Source organism: Paraburkholderia sp. (genome assembly GCF_049581445.1).
GTDB lineage: Bacteria > Pseudomonadota > Gammaproteobacteria > Burkholderiales > Burkholderiaceae > Paraburkholderia.
Window position 1 is genome coordinate 55266 of the sequence record NZ_JBAURZ010000392.1, and the last position, 24773, is coordinate 80038.

The following is a 24773-nucleotide window of genomic DNA, read 5'->3' on the forward strand; positions in this document are numbered from 1 at the left end:
CTGCGGCATTGCCTTGCTAGCTCCGTGAATTCCTACTGCTGGGGACTGAGATGGATCGTCGACTTCGACTTGGGATGGTAGGCGGTGGCCAAGGCGGCTACATCGGATGGGTGCATCGACTCGCTGCTCGACTTGACGACTGTTATGAGTTCGTCGCTGGCGCCCTGTCATCGAATGAGAAAAGAGCACAAGAGAGCGGCCGCGCCCTCTTCCTGGACCCATCGCGTATCTATACGGACTACCGAGAGATGGCAACGGCGGAAGCTCAACGTCCGGACGGTATCGATGTGGTCGCGATTGTCACCCCGAATCACCTGCATGCTCCGATCGCAAAAGCATTCCTGGAGGCGGACATTCACGTGATGTGTGACAAGCCACTCGCTTTGTCGTTGGCCGAGGCCATTGAAATGCGCGACCTGGCTCAACGCAAAGACAAGCTGCTTGGCGTGACATACACCTACTCCGGGTATCCGATGACGCGTCACGCCAAGGACCTTGTCGCAGCAGGAGAACTCGGTGAGGTCCGGTTCATCGCCGTGGAATACGTGCAAGACTGGCTGACTGAGCCGGTTGAACTACAGGGAAACAGGCAAGCCGAATGGCGTACTGATCCAAGCCGTACGGGCGCGGGTGGTTGTCTCGGCGATATCGGCACCCATGCGTATCATCTGGCGAGCTTTGTGACCGGAATGCTGCCTGACGAATTGTCGGCCGACGTCGCTTCCATGGTCGCCGGGCGTCGGGTCGATGACCATGTGCAAGCTACGCTCTTTTACCAATCTGGGGCGCGCGGCAACCTCATTGCCAGCCAGATTGCGGCTGGAGAGGGCAACGCACTGCGCCTGCGCGTGTATGGAACCAAGGGCTCAATCAGCTTCGACCAGGAACATCCCGACTTTCTCTGGCACACGCCGCTCAACGGGAACACGATCCGACTGACGAAGGGACGTGCCCATAGCCCGGCTGCCGACCATGCCGCGCGCTTTCCTGCCGGTCATCCCGAGGGTTTCTTCGAGGCGTTCGCTCAGCTTTACCGTGACGCGGCGCTTCAAATTGCGGCCAAGCTCGAAAACAATCCGATTCCGGCCGAAAGCTCCCTGCTGACAGACGTCAACGACGGCGTCGAGGGTATGCGTTTCGTGGAAGCAGCGCTTCGCAGCCATGCCGGCGGTGGCTCGCGAGTGACTATCCGCTGAAGCCCCTGAAATCGACTTGGCAGCCCTTTGTTGCGCCCCTTTTAAGTGAGCACCTTGCGGTGCTCACCATGATTGGGTATGTTGGGGTACGAACAGTGCATGCCGCCGTGAAGGCGTCCCCCCGAAAACCTGGATTGCTGGCAAGCTATGGACCGACCGCAAGACCGCATCAATCTCCAGAAGAACCTCGTGCTTCTTGTCGAGTCCTGTAGCTCAGTTGCCGGCTTATGCCGAAGCCTTGACATCAACCGGCAACAGTTCAACAAGTACCTTGCCGGCCAGCACGCGCCTTCGCACAAGGTGCTTCAGAAGATATCGCGCCACTTCATGATGGAGGTCACTGACCTTTACCGTCAGCCGGCCGATTTCAAACAGTTCTATGAAGGCTTTGAGAGCGAACTGCCAATGGGACTTCGCTCGTCCTCGCAATTTGCTACCTTTCTGCCCTTTGCGAAAGCGTCGGTCGAGCCTCTGCGCGACTATTTAGGCGTTTACTATCGTTACCATAACTCGTCCATCTACAAAGGACGCATCCTTCGATCGGTCACATGCATATATGAGGCCGAGTCAACCATCCAGCACGTCACTGTAGAGCGATTTCCACTGCTGGACGGCAGTGGCAAGACGGGCTATTCGTTCACGTACTACGGCTTCTGCTTCCTGATTGGGGACCGGATTTTCATGGTTGACTTTGAAGGTCAGCAGCAAAACGAACTTACTTTCTCGATATTGACGCCGCAGCACCGTCGGCCTATCCGCTTCTTGTATGGGCTGGTCTCCGGGGTCGCCTCATCCTCCTATCGCCAGCCGTTCTCTACGAGACTCGCGTTCGGTTTCAGCGATAAGGGAAAAATTACGAAGAAGCATTTGCATAATGCGACGGTTCTTTTGCCTAGTGATTCGTCGCTGCCATTAGAAGTCCGGGAATACATGGCTGGTGACAATTCAACAATTGTTTGGGGGGGCGAGGGCTAAAGACCCGGCGCGCCCGCAAGATTGCTAACTATTTCGGCTCACCCGCGTGTCGACAACCGGGCTGCCCAGTAGAGCAACCGCAGAATCCGCCGTATCGGCGAACGCAGACATCTTGCTCATCGGATGCTCGTCAAAGCGACAGCACCAGAGCCATATGGCTACAACCGAAAGAAACAGCGCCACGGTAATTACCACGGCGACTGCACCGAGCGCCGTCTCAGGTACAAGCTGCCTGAACAATTCATAGAGTGACAAGTTACCGGCAAGGGGCAAAGCATCCATCTCTATCCTCCCGAGGGCGCAAAACTGCAACAAGGTGAAAAGGAGTTTCCTACGCTGAAACTCGCCAATCAACTTCGCAATGCGTCGCAGACTTGCGCGAAATGACGCGCCCCAAGTCGAACTTGTTGACCGATTATCCTACCCAGCCAACCCAAACTTTCTGCGCCAGTCTGCGTCACTCCCTCACCGCGTCGCGAACTTGCGCACAACGTTTTGAAGCCAGATACTCTGGGTTAGCAAGGGGCGGACAGTAAACTACCTTCATGCAAGGCTTGATTGAAATGACCGGTAAAGACACGAATTTGCTCGCAGCATTCTGGACTATTGCAGGCGACACGCACCCTGATGACGCAGAATGGATTAGCCCCGACGCCCTTGCGGTGCGAGCTGAGGCCGCCTCCAAAGCTGGCTGGAAGGGGATTGGCTTGAGCCTTGACGATTGCCGCTACAGCGTACAAAAGTACGGTGTAGCGGGAGTTCGTCAAATCCTTAAGGACAACGGCCTCGAGTTCTTTGAACTCGAAATTCTGATGGACTGGTACACGACCGATGGCCGTCGCGAAGCATCGAATCGCGCACGCAGAGAATTCCTGGAATTCGGTGGTGAGCTAGGGATGTGCAATCTGAAAGTCGGAGTCAGCCATCTTGACCTCACTCCTATAAACCAACAGCAGATGGCCGACGAGTTCGCCAAACTCTGCGACGACTTCGATACCATTAACGCTACGGTCGGGCTTGAATTCATGCCGTTTTGCAAGGTCGCAAGTCTCGCAGACGCGCTACCCATCGTCCAAGGCGCCAACCGGGAGAACGGTGGCCTCATCATTGATATCTGGCACGTGGTCCGTAGCGGCACTACCTATGAAAATGTCGCCGCCGTCCCGGCCAACCTTATCAAGGGCGTTGAGCTCAACGACGCGAATGCCAGTGCCATCGGCACGCTGATGAATGACTCGACCTATCATCGCAAGGCTTGTGGCGAGGGCGAGTTCAACAGCCCATCCTTCATCGACGCCGTGAAAAAGGCTGGATTCCACCAGAAGTATTGGGGAGTGGAAATTCTCTCCGACTTCCTTCGCAAGGCGTCCGTCGATGTGCGCGCCCAACACGTATTCGACACGACTATCGCCCAGTTCAGCCCGGCTTGACCTGCAAGCGCGAGGGGACTCGCCCGTTCACACGAGTTTCATCGTGAACGAACGTTACGCGTAAGTCGATGAAGCCCGTATGTTCCTCTCACGGGCTTCATCACGTGCATCAACTGAAGACAAGCGTTTCCAGTTGTCGCTTCATATCCTTCGCCACAACGAAGCTGTTGCCATGCTGTTGCTTCTTGCAGAAGGTCTCACTGCACCACCAGCCGTCGAAGCCTGTCGCTTTCACAGCGTCAGTCCAATCTCGCAGGTTCAACACGCCACTTCCCGTTGGCACATCTCGCAAGACCGTCTCCATAGGTACGCCACCCATGTACGGCAAGGAGTCGCACACATGCACGCCATAAATGTAATCGCGTCCGACTTTCGAAAGTTGCTCTGGCGTTGCTCCCGATGTATAGCAATGCCAGAAGTCGATAACTAGCTTGAGGTTTTCTCGACCGGCTCGCCGCACGACGTCAACCTGCTCTTCAAGGGAGTTGAGCGGAGCCCATGAGAGTGCTTCAAGGTAGACCGTCAAGCCATACTCATGTGCGCGGTCAGCGATTGCGCTCAAATTCTTCACGGTCAGCCTCACCTGGTCTTCGTACCGGTGCTGCAGAAGTCCCGTGTATCGCTTCGAATGCCCCTTTTCGTTGAAGTCCATGACCGCGTGGACGTCCAGTGGTCCCGACACGATCTGCACTCCTTTGGCTCCGATGGCATACGCCAGCATGAAAAGCTCATCCGCCTCCCGGAAGAGATTCTTCTCGGCGCTGCCCTGCCGCTCAACGTCAACAAGAGCCCCAATCCCGTGGACCACCAAGCCGTCCAGCTCGCTGCGCAAGTCATCGACCGAATAGCCAGCATCGAGATAGCTTCGCACTTTGTCCTGCGTTATTTCTACCGCCGTGTAACCGGCGCTTCGCGCGATATCCAGTTCCATCACCAACGTTGAATGCTTCGCGGCAGTAGTGTTGAACGTGATACGGTTTTTCTCGAGAAACACCTTCTACTCCAATCATTGCTGCGGCGCGATAAAGCAAACTAATCTACGCGGGTTCGATTACGCCCCGCTCTCTGTGAGCACGGACGTTGGAAGGGAAAGGCGCCTGCCGCGGATGATGTCCGCGGCCTTCTCGCCAATCATCGTGCAAGCGGCATTCGTGTTGCCCGACGGAATCCGCGGCATCACTGACGCATCTGCGACTCGAAGGTTTTCAATCCCTCGAACCCGTAGCTCGGGGTCGACCACGCTGAGCGCATCGCTGCCCATTCGACACGTCCCGACCGGGTGAAGCGCAGCGCGCGCGTTCTTGCGAAGATATTCTCCTAGCTCCGTGCGGCTCTCGAACTGCTTACCGGGATAATGCTCGCGTTCGATGTACGGTCGGATCGCCGGTTGGCTCATGATTTCCCGACCGATAAGAAATCCTTCGGTCAGCCTGTCAACATCGTGTTGTTCAACCATATAGTTGGGCACAATCCGAGGTGGGTCTGCTGGGTTCGAACTGCGCAGCAACACCTGTCCCCGCGAATGAGGCTGGACATGCTCAAAATTCAGCGTGCACCCCGTTCCGCCCGGAACGCTTTCTGTACCTTCTTCAACGCCTGCGCCCACGATAAAGAAATACTGCAAGTCAGGCGGCAAGTCGGTTTGCGACCCTCGGCAGAAAGCACCTCCCTCAATGAGATTAGATGCGATGGGACCACTGCGCGCGACGGCATACTGAAGTGCGGCCCACGCTTTCCAGTGCAGTTTTTTGAACTTGTCGTAGCTGTCCGAGCCAGCCTTCATCTGATAAACGAGCGACATTTCGAGGTGGTCCTGGAGATTCCTGCCGACACCAGGAAGATCAGCATGAATCTTGATGTCATGCCGTTCCAACAGCGGGGCATGGCCAATCCCGGAGAGCATCAGCAGTTTGGGCGTATTGATCGTCCCCGACGAAACGATGACCTCTTGCTCCGCGAAGACCTGCTTCTTCTCACCGGCAACGACATATTCAACGCCGACGGCCCGGTCCTTGTCCAACAAGATTCTCAGGGCCTTCGCCCCGACCAGCACCGTGAGGTTTCCGCGCTTCTCCGCCGGCCGCAGATAGGCACTTGCCGAGCTTGAGCGCAGTCCGTCCTTGACGGCGACCTGATAAAGCCCACAGCCGTCTTGCGCGCCTCCATTGAAGTCCGGGACGTACTGCAATCCGGACTGCTGGCAAGCTTGAAGCCATTTTCGTGTTAGAGGATGGACACTCGCTGGGAAGCTGATGCCGACGGGACCTACCGTGCCGTGGTATTCGTTTGAGAAATTTGCATTGCTCTCCGCACGCCGGAAGTATGGGAGAACGTCCCGGAATGCCCAACCATGGGCGCCCGAAGCTTCCCAAGTGTCATAGTCCTGCGGGTTTCCTCGCACATACACCATGCCATTGACGGAGCTACCGCCACCGAGAACGCTTGCCTGCGCCATAGTGTCGTTCTCATCACGCTCGTACCCAATTGTGGACTCCCAACGATACCGCTTGAGCAAACCGCCCTGCGCAGTCTTGTAGTACGTGCCTGGGAAGCGAATATACGGACTTGAATCCCTAGGGCCCTCCTCAAGAAGAATGACCGTTGCGCACGGGTCTTCTGAGAGTCGAGCTGCGATGATGCAGCCTGAAGTTCCCCCACCTACGACAACATAAGTTGCACTCATTGAACGAAGCTTGTTCATCTTGTATTTCGAAGATAGTGAAAAGACAGCCGCTCTACATGACTTGCGATGGAGACGTTCTAGACACGCGCATAGGGCAAGGAAACACGACTTGACCGCCCACGGAAGTACCCCAGTCGATTTAAGCAAGTATTTTCGATCAAATGAGCGCATTCAATTTCGCACCCTCGCAATTACTGACGCACCGTGACGCATATCGATGAGTTCTCCCATCTGCTGGTCCGCCTAACAACGGTAGTGCGTCACTTAACTTCACCTGCTGCGGAGGATGCGAAATTGACCAGCATGTTTTGAACGCAGACCCTTAGGCCTCTAGTCTCGGACTCGTGGCAAACGTACTGCCTTAAGCCGGTGCTCCCGGTTTTCGATGCCACTGCTGCTGGTACGTCCGTTCAGCATGGCCAGATGAAGGCTGAGAGCTTTTGAACCACAACCTTGAGAGGCAACCATGCAGCAGATTGCAAACGCGCGCCGTGAGCACGACCTACTCGGAGACCGCGACGTACCTGGCGCAGCCTTGTATGGTGTCCATACACTTCGTGCCGTCGAGAATTTTCCTATCAGTGGCATACCCATCGGCCAGTACCGGGGCCTGGTCCGTGCGCTTGCCGAGGTAAAGCTAGCGGCGGTTCAGGCAAACGCAGAGCTTGGGCTTATTGATCTGGAGCGCGCTGATGCAATCGCTGCGGCCTGCAAAGAGATAATTGATGGCCACCACCATGAACACTTCGTGGTCGATGTCATTCAGGGAGGGGCAGGAACCTCGAGCAACATGAATGCGAATGAGGTCATCGCCAACCGCGCGCTCGAAATCCTAGGCCATTCACGGGGGGACTATCAGAAGCTGCATCCGAACGAACACGTCAACATTGGGCAGAGTACCAACGACGTCTACCCTTCCGCAATCAAACTGGCGCTGCAGTTCTACATCGACGAATTGCTAGACTCGATGGCGTACCTGCGTCAGGCGTTCCAAGCAAAGGCTGACGAATTCCGGGGTGTGTTGAAAATGGGTCGCACTCAACTTCAAGACGCCGTACCAATGACGCTGGGGCAGGAATTCAGCACCTATGCCGTCATGCTTCATGAGGATGAGGCTCGACTGGCTGAGGCTCGACTGCTGCTGCTTGAAATCAACCTCGGGGCAACTGCAATTGGTACCGGCATTACCGCACATCCCGACTACGCCGCCGGTGTGTGCCGGCACCTTCGAGGCAACTCTGGATACGCGTTCCTAACGGCAGCGAATCTTGTCGAAGCAACGCAGGACTGCGGGTCATTCGTGCAAGTCTCCGGTGTCCTCAAGCGCATCGCAGTCAAACTATCGAAGGTATGTAACGACCTTCGGTTACTGTCCTCTGGTCCGCGCTGCGGTTTCGGTGAGATCAATCTTCCGCCAATGCAGGCCGGCTCCAGCATCATGCCGGGCAAGGTGAATCCCGTCATTCCAGAGGTCGTGAACCAGATTGCCTTCGAAGTAATCGGCAACGACCTGACAATTACACTCGCAGCCGAAGGTGGGCAGCTTCAGCTTAACGCGTTCGAGCCCATCATTGCGTTTAGCCTGTTCAAGAGCATCCAGCACCTGGCGGCTGGGTGCAAGACACTTGCCGACCGATGCGTTCGCGGCATCGTCGCGAATCACGAACAGTTGCGCATGAGCGTTGAACGTTCGATTGGGGTGGTAACTGCGCTGAATCCGTACATTGGCTACGCGAACGCAACGGAGATCGCACGGGAAGCGCTTGAGACTGGCGCGCGCGTCTATGACCTGGTCCTCGCGAAGGGGCTGCTGTCGAAGTCCGACCTGGATCGCATCCTCGACCCGCTGGCATTGACAGTTCCTGAGAACCAGCCTCGGTCGTATAACAACCCGTCAAGTTGAGGCGGAACGGTCGGTATCAGCGCAGATAAAGTCACCGGATGCGAATTCAAAGAGGCCCTCGTTGGCGGGGCCTTGAGCTACGAAATCACCGTGTTTCTGTTAGTACGTCACAGAAGTCCCACTGCCAGTAAAACTGTGCTGGACAGGAGAGTCATTTGCATAGTCGCCAACGGCCTGGATGATGTTCACGATCTGCTGCGGCAACGCCCCGCCGCTGACGGCGGTCATTGCAGTACGATCCATCTCAACGACTACGGGGAGGTCTTTGATTACCAGCGTGTTCATTTCGGTTCTCCAAGGGTAAATTGATCCGTCAGGAATGTCAGAGCTTGTTTTGAGGGTGTCGCCACTCCTCGATGGGGATTAATGCAAAGTGCGTGCCAATCGGCGGCGCCGCGGCAAGCGATAACACAACTAGTTGAAAATATTGGATTTTTAATTGCGACCAGGGCGAATTGGTAGACCGACCTGCGCGCTGCGGCTGGTGGGTCGGATCCAACTCTCCGTCTGGCGCTGTTGGTTAGATCGCGACGCATGCGGTCCGCCTCCGTATCCCGTGTTTGTACGATGTCCTTGAGGCTCAGAATCCGATCGAAGCCTGACGACAATGAGTCTGTCGCGGACGGTCTCGCTTTCCTGCTGGACTGCTATGGCCACCATGCTGCTGTGGCCTACGATGGCGAAACTGCGCTCAGGCTCCTTCGTACCGGCGCTTTTGAAATCACTCTTCAACGGCAAGCCTCTTCCGGGTCACGGAGCAAAGCGAGCGGCAGTTTTCAGCATGAAAGCGACTTTCCTAAGTCGGCGGACCAGGCCGCGCCGCGCTCGGTGTATTGCGCGTACGTTCGAACGCGCAAAGACTAGAACAACGTGCGGATACCGACCCGTACCGCAGTCGAAGACTGACCACTACCCACGTAGAGGCCATTGGCAAACACGGGTGCCGCGCCTCCGCCAAGGAACACCGGCGCGGCACCGCCCGACGCGTGCAGATAAGTCGCGCTCGTGTAAACATCCGTACGCTTGGACAAGGAGTAATCGAGCAAAAGTGTCGCGTTCTGCCACTTCTGTGAGCCAAGCTTGCTGTACCAGTAGCCGCCCATCACGGTCGTTGCCGGTGTGAGTTGGAGCACATCGTTCACTTCATACGTCGGCATCGAGCCATTGTCGTTGCCAATGCGGAAATGCGTATCGGTGAAGAGCAGCCGCGTTATGCTTATGCCGAAATGATAGTCGGCGCCCACGCCCAAGGTGCTCACGCTTTCCGCAAGCACTGGGGTGGCGGGCAGATTGGGGAAGAACGTAGTGCCGGCCTGGCTGGGTCCATTCAGACCGAGGTCATGTGTGTCGGTGTACGCAGCAGCGAAATCCACCGGTCCATTCGAATATCGCATGCCAAACGCAATCACCCGCCCTGTTCCCGCCGATACGGATTGCGAAGGAAACGCATACAGTGCGCCAGCCTGAAATCCTGAGTAATTAGGTGACGTGTATTTGATTGCGTTATTGATGTGCAGCGTGCCCGCAAGGTGATCGAAATCGCCGGGGTGCCACGCGTACTGTCCGGCGTACGAGCCCATTGCAAACTGCGTGAGATTGTCCCAGAAGAAGTCATACTGCTTGCCGAGCGTGAACCGGCCGAATCTGTCATTAGCAATACCCAACCACGCCTGGCGGCTGAACAGCACACCCGATTGCACCATCGTACCGGAGTAAAGATTGAAGCCGTTTTCCAGGTCAAAGATGACTCGCGTACCGCCGCCGATATCCTCGACGCCGCGCAAACCCCAACGGTTCGATTGGATCGACCCATCGTTGGCAACGAAGGTTGAATGGCCGTTCAGGTTGCTGAAATAGGTGACCCCTGCGTCGATGATGCCGTACAGCGTCACGCTGCTCTGCGCGTGGGCAACCGGGCTTGCTAGCGCAATCAAGGCAGCAGTGCTCAAGGCGAACTTTCTCATTGCAGTCTCCATTAGTTATTTTTTCAGGCAAAACGGTGCCCTCCCGGTTAAGGGATGTCTGTTCCCGCCTGGGAATGCCCGACGGGCCGTCGGGCGTCAATGCGATTGCTGCGAAGCCTGTTTGGCCTCTGTGCGGCTGCTAGCCGTTGAAGCGATAGAGCGTCGAGCTAACACTGAAGCGGACGCTCTCACTTAACGCATTGCTGACGACCACATAACGTTGACCGCCAACCGTGAAGGACGCGGCGTCGGTTGCGCCAGAGGTGGCGAACTCGTCGACAAGTTCGAAGCGATCATCCCGCCACCTGAAAATCTCCGATTGCAGTTCGACAACCGGTGTCTTGGGCGTGCCAGTGATAAAACACACACGCACAAAATAAAGGCCATGGTCCCCATCGATCAGACACAGTTCGCGTCCGCCCGGGCCACCGATTTTTTGCATAACGATGAAGCGGTTGCCGTCGAACCGATAAAGCGTGGTGTGTTCAAGCAGATTGGCGTACAGCATCCATAGCGCGCCATCCGCTTCAAAAAACTGGAAGGCACGTCCACCGTTTTCGTCAAACAATTGCAGCAGCACGAATTTTTCGCCATCCCAACGGAGGACCGAGGATCCACTGACGTGATCGGCATACGCGAGATAGTGCTCGCCGCCAAAACTCGCGAACGCCCAGTTGTATCCCCATAGTCCCTCGAACGTCTGGAACGGCTCGAAGCGCTCGCCGTTCCATTCGAACAGGCACGACTGGCGCGGATGCCTGGGAACGACGCCATCGACCACCGCGCCTTGCGCCAACGCCAGGAAATGACGGGACTCGAATGAAAAGGCGAACCATTGCTTGGCGGCGAATACGGGAAAGCGTTGCAGTGGCACCCACACATGGGAGACGCGTTCGTATACGACGGCCTCGGTATCGAGGTTATAGGGTCCCTTACCGGTTCGGATGCCGGCCGCGGCGAGAAAGCGGCGGCCGTCGATCTCGAAGTACTCCAGGTCTTCGCCACCAGATAGGGGCAGTGTCTCGTACTCGACGAAACGGCCGTCCTGCCACCGGTAGATTGGCGCTTCGACGTCGCTGTCACCGCCGTTCATATAGGGCGGTTCACCGGGCACGTCGCGTGCCAGTTGCGGCACAGCGAGAAAGATGCCCTCATCCGTCGCAAAGACTTCGGCCGCACGCGCACCGGTCGTGGCCAACTGCTGGATCTGCGTGACCAGACCTCCGCGCGAATCAATGTTTGCCATTGCCGGCGTCTCCAAACTCGGAACCTGTGATTGGGAAAGACCTGGCTGCCATAGCCGGCTCAATCGCTTCGCGCGGTCTCAGCAGATTGGCCAGCGCGATGCCGAGCGCCCCGGCCACCGCAAGGATCGCCGACAGCATGAACAGTGTTTCGAACGACAGATGCTGCGACAGCAAAATGCCACCGACCACCGGCCCGATGATCGAACCAACGCGTCCGATGGCAAGTGCCCAGCCGATACCGGCCGCCCGCACGTTGGCTGGGAATAGATAGCTAGCGATCGCCGGAAACGTCAATTGGCCGCCGACCAAAAACGCGCCCACTGCAAACAACATCGCAAACGCGACATTCCCCGCGCCGATGATTTGACCGAGCGCTGCAGTCAACACCGCGCCACCCAGAAAAGACAGCGACACCGGCACGAAGGGCGCACGTTTGCCGACCGTGGCAGACAGCACGAGTGCTCCGCCGATGGCGCCGAGATTGAGCACAACCGAACCAAGCGCTGCGCGACCCGGTTCAACGCCGTTCATGTTGAGGATAGTCGGCATGAAACTGACCAGGAAGCCAGAAAGGATCATGCTCGACAGCACACCGAACCACAGCGCCAGCGTTGCCCCAAGCCGGCCGCCCGTGAACACGCCGCCGACTACTTGCAGGCCACGAGTCGACGTTTGCTTCAGCGCAGGTGCCCGTTCGACGCGACTGAGGTTGCGCGAAGGGATCACGAGAAGCACCGGAATCATCACGAGTAGCGAGAAGGCGCCACCCATCAGGAAGACCAACGGCCAGCCGAATCGCATCATCAACGCCGCGGTAACCGCCCCCCCGACCACAGCACCAAGTGGAAAGCCGATGAACATCAGAATCACCAAGGTCGAGCGGCGTTGTGGTGAACTACTTTCGGCTGTAATTGCGGCAACTGGAGGAATGGCACCGCCCATACCGAGTCCGCCGATAAACCGCAAAGCGGCCAGCATCGTTGCTGAGCCAGCAAATGCACAGCCCAGCGTGAAAACGCCGGTTACGGCCAGTGCCATGAGAAGCATCGGACGGCGCCCGAAGCGATCCGCCAACGGGCCGACAGTCAACGAGCCAAGAACAGTGCCGATGAACCCCGCGCCGAATATGCGGCCGACAGTGGCGTGATCTATCTGCAACGACCTGGCGAGTAATGGCGCGACGAACGACAGCATCAACGTGTCGAACCCATCGATCATCGATACGGCGAAGCAAACGAGCGTAATGCTCAAAACGTTGCTCACCGATGGACCGGCGGAAGGCTCTCGTGCAATTGGATTCATAAAACCTGTCTCCGTCATCAAGGGCGTTTTTTTATGGTCCGCGCGGATGCCCTGCCGTGCGGGTCGGATTGCCTGTCGCCTTTCCTTTGCTCTATCTTTAGGACTCGCCCATGTGCGGGTAGCTCACATTCGTGAACCCGGGTATCTCGACCCTCTGCGGCTGATTACCATTTTTGTGCAGCTGATCAACGATGTAATCGGCGACGCAATTAGATAGCAGTTGAGATGGGTCTTCCATGATGCGTCGCAGGCGTGCGACGGTCGCCTCACGGTCGTCGACCGACTTGATCGGCGGCATGCCGTCTGCGGGCGCGGGATCAAAGCCGTACGGGCGCTGATCTGGAAAGAGATCGCGTGCGACATCGATACTCGCTCGCGTGTTCAGCCACAACGCCCTATACGTGCGTTCGAGTTCTGCGAGTCCCGCTGCGTCAGGCAGTTCCGCGACCGAGAACGACGGCGCATGCGGCGCGACCAGTACACGTTCCGGCAAAAGCACCCGGTCAGACGCGCTCCACACCAGGTAACACATATTGTTGGTGGCCCAGGTGGCGCCAGCGGTCGGCCGACCTGATTGACCGCTGACCAGCACCATTAAACGGGTCCAGTCCAGCGATTGCGCGCGCAACCAGTTGCCAATGCGATAGACAATGTCGAGAAAGGCGAGCCCGAAGGTTGCGAACATCACATCGTTCATCGGTACCGGCAAGGCATCGCCAGGTGGCGACGCGAAGTACTCGTCGTTCAGACGATCGAAGCTCAGCAACGAATGATCGTTTTGCATCCGCTCAATCAGATCGATCGTGACCCTGCATGTGTAGTCGACCAGATCGGCGATCTTCTGTTCGTGGCCCGCGAAGCTATCGACGGCGACATGATCGCGCCAGAACGCGCTTGAATTCGCCGCGCGGGTAGCCTCGGCGTGATCTCGCAGGCGTATGGAATCGCTTTGCCAAGTGTCATCGTGCGGCGACAGTTCGCGCATACGCGCCAGATAGGCAATGGCTAGCGGCAAATGCGAAACTGCCGTTAGCTCGATGAAACCGCGAGTCGATTTGCGAAAGCTCTCAATCGTCGGCGCGCGTCCTGTGCCGGAAAACAGCACGATATCGCTGCCGGTTGACACCAGCAGGGGATCGTCAGCTGCCTGTCGCGCCATCTGCTCGGTCAAATGCGCGCCGATGCTCTGCGGGTCCGACGTGAACGCGCGAAAGAGACCAGCAAACGCGGCATTGGGTTGGTAAGCCATGATGGGTTTGACTGCCTCAGTAATCGAACAGACGTGCGGGGTTGTCGGACAAAACCATCTTGTGCACTGCCGGATCGTTGGTCCAGGCACCGAGCAAGTTCAGCAACTCGCCGGTGTCGCGCGTCGAGTCTGGAATGTGCGGCCAATCCGACCCCCAGATCACCTTCTGCGGCGCAGCTTTGATGATGGCTTCGGCCATGGGCGCCACGGCTTCGTAGCCACGATGCTTTGCAATGCGATATGGCGCGCTCAGCTTCAGCCAGCAATTTCCGTCTTTTAGCAAACTGAGCAGACGTTCGAAATCGGCCGGAGTCAGGCCGTCCTCTTCGAGCATGTAGCCCATGTGGTCGATCACGAAATCCGTTTGCACATCCGCGAGAAACGGGATCAGATTGCGCACCACCCAGCCGGGCGCGTAGAACTGCACGTGCCATCCCAACGTCGTACACAGTCGGGCCATGCGCGTGATGTACTGCTGGATTTCAGCGGTAGGCAAATCTGCGCGTGCAAACAGGTCCAGCCGCACCGCGCGCACGCCTGATGCGTGGAAGCTGTCGAGCTTCGCGGCATCGGTCCTCTCGTCGATCATCACCACGCCGCGGGCGATCGAACCCGCGACGTGCAGCGCATCGATCATGCAGCGGTTGTCGGTGCCGTAGAAACTTGGCTGAACGATCACGAAGCGCTTGAGTTGCAACCTGCCCATCAACTGCAAGTAATACGCGAGCTTGCCGTCGGGGAGCGTGTAGTGTGGATGTTCGACGTGGGGATATCTGTCGGACGGCCCGAACACGTGCATGTGCGCATCGCAGGCGAGCGACGGCATCGTGAACGACGGGCGCGACAGCGTTTCATAATCGCGCATCGGCGTGGAGATCAGCGGGGTTTCTGCCATGGTCGGAAAGTAATGAGGTTTAAAGAGCACGGGCCTGTTCCGCGCGTTCGCGCAGCGCCGCAAGGAAAACATCGCTGTCGATGCCGCCGAAGATAAAGTGGGCAGCGCCCTCTCGACGCAGATCATTCAGCGCGTCGCATTCCGGCATGCCGCCGACAATCGCGACCTTGCCGTGCCGCTGCGCCGCAGCGATCACCCGGCGGCAGGCGGCAACCACGTCGGGATGTGCAGACTCCCCGGTGTGTCCCATATCGGCCGAGAGGTCGTTACAGCCAAGTGCCAGCAGGTCCACACCCTCGACCGACGCAATCGCGTCAGCAGCCTCGACTCCTTCCCTGCTTTCGATCAGTACCTTGAGCACGGTGGCCTCGTTGAGGCGACGGTTCATTTCGCGGGGCGGCAGTTTTTCAAATTGCACGTACGGGAGGGTGGCGAGTTGCGAGCGCTGCCCGAGTGGTGGAAAGCGCGTGGCGGTAACCGCATCGCGTGCCTGCTGGGCCGTTTCGACGCGCGGCACGATGATGCCGAGCGCGCCGCCGTCGAGTACCCGGTTGATCGTGCCGTAATCGCGCTCGGGCACGCGCACCCACGGCATCAGCCCCAGATCGACGGCGCATGAGGCAAGCTGGGAGACAGTGTCGAGCGGCAGAGAGCTGTGCTCCATGTCGATCCAGATCGAATGATATCCAGCCGCCTTGGCCCAGCGCACGGTGTCTGTCGTGCGAGAGGCCCGGATACCCAGCGCGATGATCTGGTGCCGCCCGCGCAGGCGCTCGATCAGTTCTGCACCGTTCATGCTGTCTCCGTTTTTGTGTTGGTGGAACACAGTATCGTCGACGGAACAGTTTTGATCTATTCTCTGAAATCACATTATTGATTTGCAGAGTAAATCAGTGAATATCCGGCAGCTTGAGTATTTCGTCGTCCTTGCGCAGGAATTGCACTTCAGGCGCAGCGCCGAGCGACTTGGCATCACGCAGGCCCCGCTTAGCCTCGCCATTCAGGCGTTGGAGGCGGATCTCGGCGCGCGGCTCTTCCACCGCACGCGCCGCAGCGTAGCGTTGACTGAAGCAGGATTTGCGTTGCTTGAGGATGCGCGCGCGATTCTGGCGCGCGTTGAGCACGCAAAGCAGAGCGTTTGGGACACAGTCAGCGGCGAGGTTGGACGTCTGCGCGTCGGATTTACCAATGCATCAACGCTTTCGCCGTTTTTCCCGCGGCTCATCCATGCGTACCGAACGCAACGGCCAAAGGTGAGCATCACGCTGCTGGAGTTGTCCTCGTCTCTGCAAATCGAGGCCATCGAGCAACGGCAGATTGACGTCGGCTTGTTGCGGCTGCCCGAGAGCGCACCACCTGCTGAGGTTGTATTCACACCATTGATGGAGGAGCCTCTATTGCTCGCGATGCATGTGGGGCATCGACTCGCCAATGTTCCATCTATCAAACTGGAAGATCTGCGCGACGAGCCGTTCATTGCGTATCCACGGCAGGCAGGCGTGGCGGTGTATGAACAAACGGTCGCGCTGTGCGCGAAGCGCGGATTTGAACCTCAAGTCGTACAAGAGGCTCAACAGGCTTCCACGCTGATTGGATTGACCGCGACCGGCCTTGGCATTGCCCTCGTGCCCGCGGCATTGCAAGCCATTGCGGTAGCTGGCGTTGTGTTCAGACACCTGGACGAGACGGATACTACTACCACGCTGTATATCGCCCATCGCTATCGCGACGCCAACGCTCGAGCAATGCAATTTGTGGAGTTGGCGCTCGGTCTCAGATGAAACGCGGCGGTCGCACCCAGTCAAACGGTGCAGAACGGGTACGATTTATAACGATCGAGGCGTGGCCATAGATGCCATGACAGAACACTACGTCAGGAAGCGTCGGTGCGAGATGGTCGGACCGACCAGATAAGAGATTGTGCGGAGCAACCCTCTTTTTGCGGAACAAATTCGGGATGCCAGAAATCTTAGAAAGCCTTGGTGGGCCGGGTGGGAGTCGAACCCACGGTGTCCTTTCGGAGGCGGATTATGAGTCCGCTGCCTGCAACCAGCACGGCGTCCGGCCCTAACAAAAAGACCCGGTCTGAAGGCCGGGCCTAGTCGCTGATTGGCCGACATAGTACACGAAAAAAGGGGCTTCCGGCACCGCCTCGCCTAAGCAAAACGATTGGAAAGCCCCTTTATCCGCATCAGCAGATGTCGATCAATCAGTTCCCTTCAAGGAACGACTTCAGCTTGTCAGAACGGCTCGGGTGACGCAGCTTGCGCAACGCCTTCGCCTCGATCTGACGGATCCGTTCACGCGTCACGTCGAACTGCTTGCCCACTTCTTCGAGCGTGTGATCGGTGCTCATTTCAATACCGAAGCGCATACGCAGCACCTTCGCTTCGCGCGGCGTCAACGAGTCGAGTACGTCCTTCACGACATCGCGCATGCTGGCATGCAGCGCGGCATCCGCAGGCGCAACCGTGTTCGTATCTTCGATGAAGTCGCCCAGATGCGAATCGTCGTCGTCACCGATCGGCGTTTCCATGGAGATCGGCTCTTTCGCGATCTTCATGATCTTGCGGATCTTGTCTTCCGGCATTTCCATCTTTTCCGCCAGCGTTGCGGGATCCGGCTCAAGGCCGGTTTCCTGCAGAATCTGACGCGAGATGCGGTTCATCTTGTTGATCGTTTCGATCATGTGAACCGGAATCCGGATCGTACGTGCCTGGTCCGCAATCGAACGCGTAATGGCCTGACGGATCCACCACGTAGCGTACGTGGAGAACTTGTAGCCGCGACGATATTCGAACTTGTCCACCGCCTTCATCAACCCGATGTTGCCTTCCTGGATCAGGTCGAGGAACTGCAAGCCACGGTTGGTGTACTTCTTCGCAATCGAGATCACGAGACGCAGATTCGCCTCGGTCATCTCACGCTTAGCCTGACGCGCCTTCAATTCACCGGCCGCCATCTGACGGTTGGTTTCCTTCAGGTCCTTCAGCGGCAGCACGACGCGCGCTTGCAGATCCAGCAGACGTTGTTGCTGTTCGCGAATGGCCGGAATGTTACGCGTAAGAATTGCGCTATAAGCGTGACCTTCGACAACGATCTTTTCGGCCCATTCGAGGTCCGTTTCGCTGCCGGGGAAACGCGCGATGAACTCGGCACGCGGCATTCCGCACTTGTCGACCACCGTATGCAGAATCTGACGCTCGACCTGACGCACTTCGTCCACCTGGGCGCGCAGCGTGTCGCACAGACGCTCCACAGTACGCGCGGTGAAGCGGATGGTCATCAGCTCGTTCTGGATCGTTTCCTGCGCCTTGAGGTAAGACTTCGACTTGTAGCCTTCCTTCTCGAACGCACGACGCATCTTGTCAAACCATTCGCTGATCATTGCGAATTTTTCGAGCGACGCGCGCTTGAGCGCTTCCATCTGCGCCGCATTGGCAGTGGCTTGCGCCGCACCGTCGTCGTCTTCTTCGTCCTCGTCCGACTCTTCTTCGACTTCTTCGTCTTCGCTCTCGATCGCTTCCGCTTCCTGCGCGGAGAAGCCGTCGGCGTCTTCCGCGTTCGCGTCGATCAGACCGTCGACCAGTTCGTCGATACGGATTTCCTCGTTCGCGACGCGCTCAGCCATCGCGAGGATGTCGGCGATCGTCGTCGGGCATGCGGAGATGGCCATCACCATGTGCTTCAGGCCGTCTTCGATGCGCTTCGCAATCTCGATTTCGCCTTCGCGCGTGAGCAGTTCCACCGTGCCCATTTCACGCATGTACATGCGGACCGGGTCGGTGGTGCGGCCGAATTCGGAGTCGACGGTGGAAAGCGCAACTTCGGCTTCCTCTTCGACTTCGTCATCCGACGAGGCCGCCGGCGCGTTGTCGTTCAGCAGCAGCGTTTCAGCATCGGGGGCCTGTTCATACACGGCCACGCCCATGTCGTTGAACGTGCTGATGATGCCTTCGATCGCCTCGGTTTCCGTGAAGTTGTCCGGGAGGTGGTCGTTGATTTCGGCGTAGGTCAGGAAGCCGCGCTCCTTGCCGAGCTTGATCAGCGCGCGCAGTTTCGAGCGACGCTCTTCGAGCTCTTCGACGGTGCCTGGCTGGCTGGAGGCGAACGCGTCTTTCAGCAGCGCTTTTTCCTTCGCGCGTCGGTCGCGTGCCTTGGCCTTTTCGCCTTTGCCCGGAGCTGCAGTAGTTTCCTCGCTCGGGGTTGCGTCGTCATCGACGGATACTTCGTTCAGCTTTTTCGTCATGGAGTTCGCCGTACCGGCTGTAGTCTCGACTCGCGGCTGCTGGACAACAGCCGGTAGAACCGTGGATACTGAAGACTCGCGCGCTACCGCATCGTCCTGGGCGGCAACCGCTTCCCTTGCGCTTCTGGCACTCGGCTGCTTCGTGACCGGCTTGACGGCTCTCGCCGTACTTACCGACGCCGCTTTCGCAGCGGAAGAAGTCGAGGTTTTTTTCCCTACAGAAGCTAAAACGGTTGCGGCAGACCTTTTATTCGCGGAAGAAGCAGAACTGACATCGGTGACCTTTCTGGTCGGCTCATCTGAGCTTTTGTCCGTTAGTTTCTTTCCGCCTGTAGTCTTTGCCATTGCAATCGCCTTTCGCCTTTTGCCTGGAAAACAAACCGCTGAAAACTTTTTATTGTAGCACCTTAGGTCCAGCCCACCCCTGCTACAGCCCGAGCTGACGCTTCATGTCGGCCCGTTTCTGATTCAGCTCTGACAGCTCCGCAAACTCCTCGGCGGTATGCCTCGACTGTCGCGAAAGCTGGTCTAAACGCTCACAATAAGCGTCGTAACGCATCTTCAGGATCGCAGCCTTCAACTCCTCGCCGACAATCCGTTCCTGCTCGCGCCGTTCCTCGATGACGGTCGGATCCGCGGGATCCTTCAGCAACAAATCCCGAACGTTTTCATCATAGTCCAGAATTTTGCGAAAGATTTCCTCGAAAGTCGGGGCGTTCTCGCCATTTCGCAAGAGGTCCGACAGCAACTGGAACTCCGCCGCGTCGCCCAGCGCGCGTGCATGGGTCGTGACTTCCTCGAAAAGCTCGCCGTGCCGCGTGATCGTCAGGAGCGCCTGTTCAGCCTCCTCGTCGAGCACCGCGACCGTACGCGGGTACATCACCAGGTTCCGAAGCGTTTTTTCCTCAATTCCGGTGACGCTGCGCCGGTCCTTGCGCGCCGGCGCGGCTTTGGCAGCCACAGCGATCCGCGAATCCACTTCGCATAACGCGGCCACTTCGTCGAACGGCACGTCCAGCCGGTCGGCGAACATATGCATGATCTGCGCGCGCAGCGCATTGGCCGGCAGCGCCTGCAGCAGCGGCTTGGCGTCGAACAGCGCGCGGGCCCGGCCTTCCGGCTGATCCAGCTCCTTGCCGGCCAGCACCTCGTTAAGCATGAACTGCGACAGCGGCATGGCCCGTTCGACCTGTTCAGCAAACCCTTCGGTGCCGAATTCCCGCACGTAGCTATCCGGATCGTGCTCCGTTGGCAAAAACAGGAACCGGATCGTCCGGTTGTCTGCCGCGTGCGGCAGACAGGCGTCGAGCGCCCGACGCGCCGCCCGGCGGCCGGCCGAATCGCCGTCGAAGCTAAAAATTACCGTGTCGGTCTGGCGCAGTAATTTCTGCACGTGAATTGGCGTGCAGGCTGTGCCAAGCGTGGCAACCGCGTTCTGGAACCCTAACTGAGCCAGTGCGACCACGTCCATGTAGCCTTCGACCACCAACGCGTAATGCTGTTCACGAATCGCCAACCTTGCCTCGAACAGCCCGTACAACTCGCTGCCCTTGTTAAATAGAGGCGTTTCCGGCGAATTCAAATATTTAGGCTCGCCACCGTCCAGCACCCGGCCACCAAAGCCGATCACCTGCCCTTTGACATTGCGGATCGGGAACATGATCCGCTCGCGGAACCGGTCATAACGACGGTTCTGACCCTGAGCATCGGACTTCTCGCTGACGATCACGAGGCCTGATTCGACCAGCGCGTCATCCCGATAGTTGGGGAATGCGGCTTCGAGGTTCTGCCAACCATCTGGTGCATAACCGAGGCCGAAACGGGCAGCGATCTCCCCGGTCAAGCCACGCTTTTTCAGGTACTGGATCGCCGTGGGCGCGCCGCGCAACTGCTTGCGATAGAAGTCGCTCGCGGTCTGCATCACGTCGGACAGCGCCGTCGTCACGGCCTTGGATACCGACGGTGCATAGCCACCGCCGCCTTGAGTGGGCGATGGCTCCTGAGGCACGGTCAGGCCGACCGACTGCGCCAGGTCATTCACCGCCTCCGGAAACGTCAGCCCGGCATGCTCCATCAGGAAGCCGATGGCCGTGCCGTGTGCGCCGCATCCAAAGCAATGATAGAACTGCTTAGTCGGACTAACCGTAAATGAAGGGCTCTTTTCGTTATGAAACGGACACAACCCCATGAAATTCGCGCCGCCCTTCTTCAGTTGGACGTACTTGCCGACCACGTCGACGATATCGACGCGGTTAAGCAGATCCTGCAGGAACGAATGCGGAATCACAGTGGGGCGTTACCTTGAATGCCTGAAGGCTGCGTGGCCGAACCCGGGTTGGGCCGCGCAGACCGGAAACCGCGTGGTTACTTCGCGAGTGCTGCCTTGACTAGCCCTGACACGGCGGTCATGTCGGCACGGCCCGCGAGTTTCGGCTTGAGGATGCCCATCACCTTGCCCATGTCCTGCGGGCCGGCAGCGCCGCTTTGCGCAACCGCGGCCTGCACTTCTGCGGCGATTTCGTCCTCCGACATCTGCGCCGGCATATAGGCCGCGAGAATCGTCAGTTCCGCGCGTTCCTTATCCACGAGATCGGTGCGGCCGGCAGTTTCGAACTGGCTAATCGAGTCTTTGCGCTGCTTGATCATCTTGTCGATGACCGTCGTGATTGCGGCGTCGTCGAGCGTGATGCGCTCGTCCACTTCCCGCTGCTTGATCGCCGCCAGCAGCAGGCGGATGGTGCCGAGGCGCTCGGTTTCGCGCGCCCGCATGGCGGCCTTCATGTCGTCGTTGATCTGATCCTTGAGACTCATCATTCACCTGAATGCGTTGGAATGTAAAAAGGCCTGGCCATGCCCGGTGCATCAACACAAAAACCCGCTTGGGACAGCTTCCTCAAGCGGGTTGGCGCGAATTCGCGGAGTGGATGCGGCTTGACCAGGTTGGCCTTGAGGGCAGGTTTTCCGCATGGCGGCAACTCTGGAGCCGCCACCGGTTGCGTGCCGACGCTCCGTAGGAACCGCAGCGACGTCAGAATCAGTAAAACTTCTTTGGCAACATCTGACTGCCTAGTCGCTTGAAGTGGCGCTTCACCGCCGATGCCTTCTTGCGCTTCCGTTCAGCCGTGGGCTTCTCGTAAAACTCGCGCGCCCGGAGTTCAGTCAGGAGACCGTTCTTCTCGACCGTGCGCTTGAAACGGCTCGTTTTCTTTTACGCGGATGATCGTCATTTCGCAATAACGAAACTTTGTAAAGGTTGGGGAGTATAGCAGACCTTTCTCACAAAGATACGCCGCCGTCAAGCCCCTTGGGCATACTCCGCGGCCGCCTGGCCTGCCGCGACCCCTGATGCCCATGCCCATTGAAAATTGTACCCGCCGAGCCAACCGGTGACGTCAACCGCCTCGCCGATAAAGTACAGCCCCGGCACCCGCGCGCTCATCATGGTGGCCGAGGACAACTCGCGCGTATCGACACCGCCGCGCGTTACCTCGGCCTTGCGGTAGCCCTCCGTGCCGTTCGGCGTAAGCGTCCAACGCGAAAGCGCCTCGCCGATCCTACGCAGCGTCTTGTCCGGCAAATCGGCAAGGCGCGCCTCCGCTGGGATCTGATGGGTCTCCAGCCAGACATGAGCGAGGCGGGTCGGCACCCATTCGGCCAGCAGATTCGCGATCTGGCGTTTGCTGGCGGCTTTTGCCTCCAGCAAGGCGCAAGTCGCATCCTGCTCCGGCAATAGATTGATGTGGATCGGCTCGCCCGGTTGCCAGTAACTCGAAATCTGCAGCACGCCGGGCCCAGACAACCCGCGATGCGTGAGTAACAGGTCTTCGACAAACTCAGCGCCGGTCTTGCGGTCACCGGTTGCCAGTTGAACCTCTAACGAAACGCCCGACAACGCGGAAAACGGCTCCCAATCGGCTGCGGCGAATGTGAGCGGCACCAGCGCCGGACGCGTGTCGATCAGCTTATGACCGAACTGTTTGGCCAGACGATACGCAAACTCCGTCGCACCGATCTTCGGGATCGAGAGGCCGCCCGTCGCCACCACCAAGGCCTTCGCATGGATCGGCCCGGCGTGGGTATCGAGCGTAAAGCCGGCGCTCGCGTCGTGCTTCACCTGCTCGACCGCGAGCGGCCGGCGCCATGCAATGCCGCCGGCATCGCACTCGCTTTTAAGCACGTCGATCACCGCATCGCTCGACTGGTCGCAAAACAACTGACCTTTGTGCTTCTCATGCCAGGTGACGTGATAGCGCTTGAGCAACGCCATGAAATCGCGCGGCGTGTAGCGCGCGAGCGCGGAGCGGCAGAAATGCGGATTGGCCGACAGGTAGTTCGCCGGTCCTGCGTAGAGATTCGTGAAGTTGCAGCGGCCGCCACCGGAGATGCGGATTTTCTCCGCCAGGCGTGGCGCGTGGTCGATTAGCACGACGCGCCGGCCGAGTTGCCCGGCGACCGCCGCGCACATCATGCCAGCCGCGCCGGCGCCGATGACCGCGATATCGAAGGATTCCATGGCGCGCATTGTACCTGCGGCCTATGTCCCTCACTGCTATACTTTGGAGTTCGCCTTCTTACTTTTTGGGCGCTCCAGCCGCATGGTGTACGCGCGCTGGCCACACCCATCCAGCCCTCTGATCATGCTCGTTCTCGGCATCGAAAGCTCCTGCGACGAAACCGGTCTTGCGCTCTACGACACGGAGCGTGGCCTGCTCGCGCACGCGCTGCATTCGCAGATCGCGATGCACCGCGAATACGGTGGCGTGGTGCCCGAACTTGCGTCGCGCGACCATATCCGCCGCGCGCTGCCGCTGCTCGAAGAAGTGCTGGAGCGGGCCGGCACGGCGCGCACTGAGATCGACGCGATCGCCTACACCCAAGGGCCGGGCCTCGCCGGCGCGCTGCTGGTGGGTGCCAGCATCGCCAACGCGCTCGCCATGGCGTGGGACAAGCCCACCATTGGTATTCACCATCTCGAAGGGCATTTGCTGTCGCCGCTGCTGGTCGACGAGCCGCCGCCGTTTCCTTTCATCGCGTTGCTGGTGTCCGGCGGACATACGCAGTTGATGCGCGTAACGGAAGTGGGCGTCTACGAGACGCTCGGTGAAACGCTGGACGACGCTGCCGGTGAAGCCTTCGACAAAACCGCCAAGCTCCTCGGCCTCGGCTATCCTGGCGGCCCGGAAGTGTCACGCCTTGCGGAGTTCGGCACGCCGGGCGCGGTGGTTCTGCCGCGCCCCATGCTCCATTCCGGCGACCTTGATTTCAGCTTTAGTGGCCTGAAAACCGCTGTGCTGACTAACGTGAAGAAGCTCGGCGGCGCGAATATCTGCGAACAGGCCAAGGCCGATCTTGCGCGTGGTTTCGTCGATGCCGCCGTCGACGTGCTGGCCGCCAAGTCGCTCGCCGCGCTGAAAAAGACCAGGCTCAACCGGTTAGTGGTGGCGGGCGGAGTGGGCGCGAACCGGCAACTGCGCGAAGCGCTCTCCGCGGCCGCGAAAAAACGCGGCTTCCATGTGCACTATCCCGACCTGTCGCTTTGCACGGATAACGGCGCGATGATCGCCTTGGCAGGCGCGCTGCGCCTCGCGCGCTGGCCGGAGCAGTCGGGCAAAGACTATGCATTTACCGTCAAGCCACGGTGGGATCTAACTTCGCTTGCACGCTAAACGCGGCGCATTAG

General features: G+C 58.6%; 20 protein-coding genes, 1 tRNA gene and 1 pseudogene. 6 read left to right on the forward strand and 16 right to left on the reverse strand.

The genetic code is table 11. The annotated features are described in order from the left end of the window. The first annotated feature begins 50 nt into the window (after positions 1 to 50). Positions 51 to 1196, forward strand: coding sequence for a Gfo/Idh/MocA family protein (locus WCA85_RS34070; protein ID WP_424069982.1), 1146 nt, complete (start codon positions 51 to 53; stop codon positions 1194 to 1196). Positions 1197 to 1343: 147 nt separating this feature from the next. Next, on the forward strand, positions 1344 to 2171 hold the full coding sequence (locus WCA85_RS34075; protein ID WP_424069984.1) for an XRE family transcriptional regulator: 828 nt from the start codon (positions 1344 to 1346) through the stop codon (positions 2169 to 2171). A gap of 24 nt (positions 2172 to 2195) precedes the next feature. Here the strand turns inward: WCA85_RS34075 and WCA85_RS34080 are convergent, their stop codons facing one another. Beyond that, positions 2196 to 2453 (reverse strand): hypothetical protein, encoded by a 258-nt coding sequence (locus WCA85_RS34080; protein WP_424069986.1) that lies wholly within the window; start codon positions 2451 to 2453, stop codon positions 2196 to 2198. A gap of 263 nt (positions 2454 to 2716) precedes the next feature. On the opposite strand from WCA85_RS34080, the gene WCA85_RS34085 reads away from it, so the two are divergent. Further along, positions 2717 to 3601 carry a sugar phosphate isomerase/epimerase family protein gene (locus WCA85_RS34085; RefSeq protein ID WP_424069988.1) on the forward strand — a complete coding sequence of 295 codons (885 nt, stop codon included), beginning with the start codon at positions 2717 to 2719 and terminating at the stop codon, positions 3599 to 3601. Between the two features lie 109 nt (positions 3602 to 3710). Here WCA85_RS34085 and WCA85_RS34090 read toward each other — a convergent pair whose 3' ends face one another. Further along, positions 3711 to 4595: a sugar phosphate isomerase/epimerase family protein gene (locus WCA85_RS34090; RefSeq protein ID WP_424069990.1), complete on the reverse strand. Its 885-nt coding sequence runs from the start codon at positions 4593 to 4595 to the stop codon at positions 3711 to 3713. A 57-nt stretch (positions 4596 to 4652) separates the two neighbouring features. Beyond that, a complete protein-coding gene (locus WCA85_RS34095; protein ID WP_424069992.1) occupies positions 4653 to 6302 on the reverse strand; it encodes a GMC family oxidoreductase in 1650 nt (549 codons plus the stop codon). A gap of 448 nt (positions 6303 to 6750) precedes the next feature. Here WCA85_RS34095 and WCA85_RS34100 point away from each other — a divergent pair, with 448 nt between their 5' ends. Further along, positions 6751 to 8187: an aspartate ammonia-lyase gene (locus WCA85_RS34100; protein ID WP_424069994.1), complete on the forward strand. Its 1437-nt coding sequence runs from the start codon at positions 6751 to 6753 to the stop codon at positions 8185 to 8187. Between the two features lie 99 nt (positions 8188 to 8286). On the opposite strand, the gene WCA85_RS34105 is transcribed toward WCA85_RS34100, so the two are convergent. From WCA85_RS34105 to WCA85_RS34135, 7 genes are all read right to left on the reverse strand, one after another. Next, positions 8287 to 8472, reverse strand: a complete 186-nt coding sequence (locus WCA85_RS34105) for a hypothetical protein (protein WP_424069996.1) — start codon at positions 8470 to 8472, stop codon at positions 8287 to 8289. Between the two features lie 575 nt (positions 8473 to 9047). Further along, positions 9048 to 10151 (reverse strand): porin, encoded by a 1104-nt coding sequence (locus tag WCA85_RS34110; protein WP_424069998.1) that lies wholly within the window; start codon positions 10149 to 10151, stop codon positions 9048 to 9050. A 139-nt stretch (positions 10152 to 10290) separates the two neighbouring features. Next, positions 10291 to 11397 carry a hypothetical protein gene (locus tag WCA85_RS34115; protein WP_424070000.1) on the reverse strand — a complete coding sequence of 369 codons (1107 nt, stop codon included), beginning with the start codon at positions 11395 to 11397 and terminating at the stop codon, positions 10291 to 10293. Continuing rightward, entirely contained in the window at positions 11384 to 12700 is a 1317-nt protein-coding gene (locus WCA85_RS34120; RefSeq protein WP_424070002.1) for an MFS transporter, read from the reverse strand. The genes WCA85_RS34115 and WCA85_RS34120 overlap by 14 nt, the downstream gene beginning before the upstream one ends. A gap of 97 nt (positions 12701 to 12797) precedes the next feature. After that, positions 12798 to 13949 carry a DUF5624 domain-containing protein gene (locus tag WCA85_RS34125; RefSeq protein ID WP_424070004.1) on the reverse strand — a complete coding sequence of 384 codons (1152 nt, stop codon included), beginning with the start codon at positions 13947 to 13949 and terminating at the stop codon, positions 12798 to 12800. 16 nt (positions 13950 to 13965) lie between these two features. Next, positions 13966 to 14874, reverse strand: coding sequence for an amidohydrolase family protein (locus tag WCA85_RS34130; RefSeq protein ID WP_424070006.1), 909 nt, complete (start codon positions 14872 to 14874; stop codon positions 13966 to 13968). Beyond that, a complete protein-coding gene (locus tag WCA85_RS34135) occupies positions 14864 to 15640 on the reverse strand; it encodes an HpcH/HpaI aldolase family protein (protein ID WP_424070008.1) in 777 nt (258 codons plus the stop codon). The genes WCA85_RS34130 and WCA85_RS34135 overlap by 11 nt, the downstream gene beginning before the upstream one ends. A 97-nt stretch (positions 15641 to 15737) precedes the next feature. Here WCA85_RS34135 and WCA85_RS34140 point away from each other — a divergent pair, with 97 nt between their 5' ends. Then, positions 15738 to 16625 (forward strand): LysR family transcriptional regulator, encoded by an 888-nt coding sequence (locus tag WCA85_RS34140; protein ID WP_424070010.1) that lies wholly within the window; start codon positions 15738 to 15740, stop codon positions 16623 to 16625. A 199-nt stretch (positions 16626 to 16824) separates the two neighbouring features. On the opposite strand, the gene WCA85_RS34145 is transcribed toward WCA85_RS34140, so the two are convergent. From WCA85_RS34145 to WCA85_RS34170, 6 genes and pseudogenes are all read right to left on the reverse strand, one after another. Further along, a tRNA-Ile gene (locus WCA85_RS34145) sits at positions 16825 to 16912 on the reverse strand. Between the two features lie 141 nt (positions 16913 to 17053). Beyond that, a complete protein-coding gene (gene rpoD, locus WCA85_RS34150) occupies positions 17054 to 19438 on the reverse strand; it encodes an RNA polymerase sigma factor RpoD (protein ID WP_424070012.1) in 2385 nt (794 codons plus the stop codon). A gap of 82 nt (positions 19439 to 19520) precedes the next feature. After that, positions 19521 to 21380: a DNA primase gene (gene dnaG / locus WCA85_RS34155; protein WP_424070014.1), complete on the reverse strand. Its 1860-nt coding sequence runs from the start codon at positions 21378 to 21380 to the stop codon at positions 19521 to 19523. Positions 21381 to 21457: 77 nt separating this feature from the next. Then, complete coding sequence (locus WCA85_RS34160; protein ID WP_424070016.1) at positions 21458 to 21904, reverse strand: GatB/YqeY domain-containing protein; 447 nt, start codon at positions 21902 to 21904, stop codon at positions 21458 to 21460. 223 nt (positions 21905 to 22127) lie between these two features. Then, positions 22128 to 22320, reverse strand: a pseudogene (gene rpsU / locus WCA85_RS34165) (30S ribosomal protein S21). Between the two features lie 68 nt (positions 22321 to 22388). Beyond that, positions 22389 to 23606, reverse strand: coding sequence for an NAD(P)/FAD-dependent oxidoreductase (locus WCA85_RS34170; RefSeq protein WP_424070018.1), 1218 nt, complete (start codon positions 23604 to 23606; stop codon positions 22389 to 22391). A gap of 124 nt (positions 23607 to 23730) precedes the next feature. Between WCA85_RS34170 and tsaD the strand changes: the two genes are divergently transcribed. After that, positions 23731 to 24759 carry a tRNA (adenosine(37)-N6)-threonylcarbamoyltransferase complex transferase subunit TsaD gene (gene tsaD, locus WCA85_RS34175; RefSeq protein ID WP_424070020.1) on the forward strand — a complete coding sequence of 343 codons (1029 nt, stop codon included), beginning with the start codon at positions 23731 to 23733 and terminating at the stop codon, positions 24757 to 24759. The last annotated feature ends 14 nt before the right edge of the window (positions 24760 to 24773 follow it).

What these genes read in the sequence shown, in the direction of transcription:
- WCA85_RS34070 (WP_424069982.1), top strand. Translation starts at nt 51, where the DNA reads ATGGATCGTCGACTTCGACTTGGGATGGTAGGCGGTGGCCAAGGCGGC.
- WCA85_RS34075 (WP_424069984.1), top strand. Translation starts at nt 1,344, where the DNA reads ATGGACCGACCGCAAGACCGCATCAATCTCCAGAAGAACCTCGTGCTT.
- WCA85_RS34080 (WP_424069986.1), bottom strand. Translation starts at nt 2,453, where the DNA reads ATGGATGCTTTGCCCCTTGCCGGTAACTTGTCACTCTATGAATTGTTC.
- WCA85_RS34085 (WP_424069988.1), top strand. Translation starts at nt 2,717, where the DNA reads ATGCAAGGCTTGATTGAAATGACCGGTAAAGACACGAATTTGCTCGCA.
- WCA85_RS34095 (WP_424069992.1), bottom strand. Translation starts at nt 6,302, where the DNA reads ATGAACAAGCTTCGTTCAATGAGTGCAACTTATGTTGTCGTAGGTGGG.
- WCA85_RS34100 (WP_424069994.1), top strand. Translation starts at nt 6,751, where the DNA reads ATGCAGCAGATTGCAAACGCGCGCCGTGAGCACGACCTACTCGGAGAC.
- WCA85_RS34105 (WP_424069996.1), bottom strand. Translation starts at nt 8,472, where the DNA reads ATGAACACGCTGGTAATCAAAGACCTCCCCGTAGTCGTTGAGATGGAT.
- WCA85_RS34110 (WP_424069998.1), bottom strand. Translation starts at nt 10,151, where the DNA reads ATGAGAAAGTTCGCCTTGAGCACTGCTGCCTTGATTGCGCTAGCAAGC.
- WCA85_RS34115 (WP_424070000.1), bottom strand. Translation starts at nt 11,397, where the DNA reads ATGGCAAACATTGATTCGCGCGGAGGTCTGGTCACGCAGATCCAGCAG.
- WCA85_RS34120 (WP_424070002.1), bottom strand. Translation starts at nt 12,700, where the DNA reads ATGAATCCAATTGCACGAGAGCCTTCCGCCGGTCCATCGGTGAGCAAC.
- WCA85_RS34125 (WP_424070004.1), bottom strand. Translation starts at nt 13,949, where the DNA reads ATGGCTTACCAACCCAATGCCGCGTTTGCTGGTCTCTTTCGCGCGTTC.
- WCA85_RS34135 (WP_424070008.1), bottom strand. Translation starts at nt 15,640, where the DNA reads ATGAACGGTGCAGAACTGATCGAGCGCCTGCGCGGGCGGCACCAGATC.
- rpoD (WP_424070012.1), bottom strand. Translation starts at nt 19,438, where the DNA reads ATGGCAAAGACTACAGGCGGAAAGAAACTAACGGACAAAAGCTCAGAT.
- WCA85_RS34160 (WP_424070016.1), bottom strand. Translation starts at nt 21,904, where the DNA reads ATGAGTCTCAAGGATCAGATCAACGACGACATGAAGGCCGCCATGCGG.
- WCA85_RS34170 (WP_424070018.1), bottom strand. Translation starts at nt 23,606, where the DNA reads ATGGAATCCTTCGATATCGCGGTCATCGGCGCCGGCGCGGCTGGCATG.
- tsaD (WP_424070020.1), top strand. Translation starts at nt 23,731, where the DNA reads ATGCTCGTTCTCGGCATCGAAAGCTCCTGCGACGAAACCGGTCTTGCG.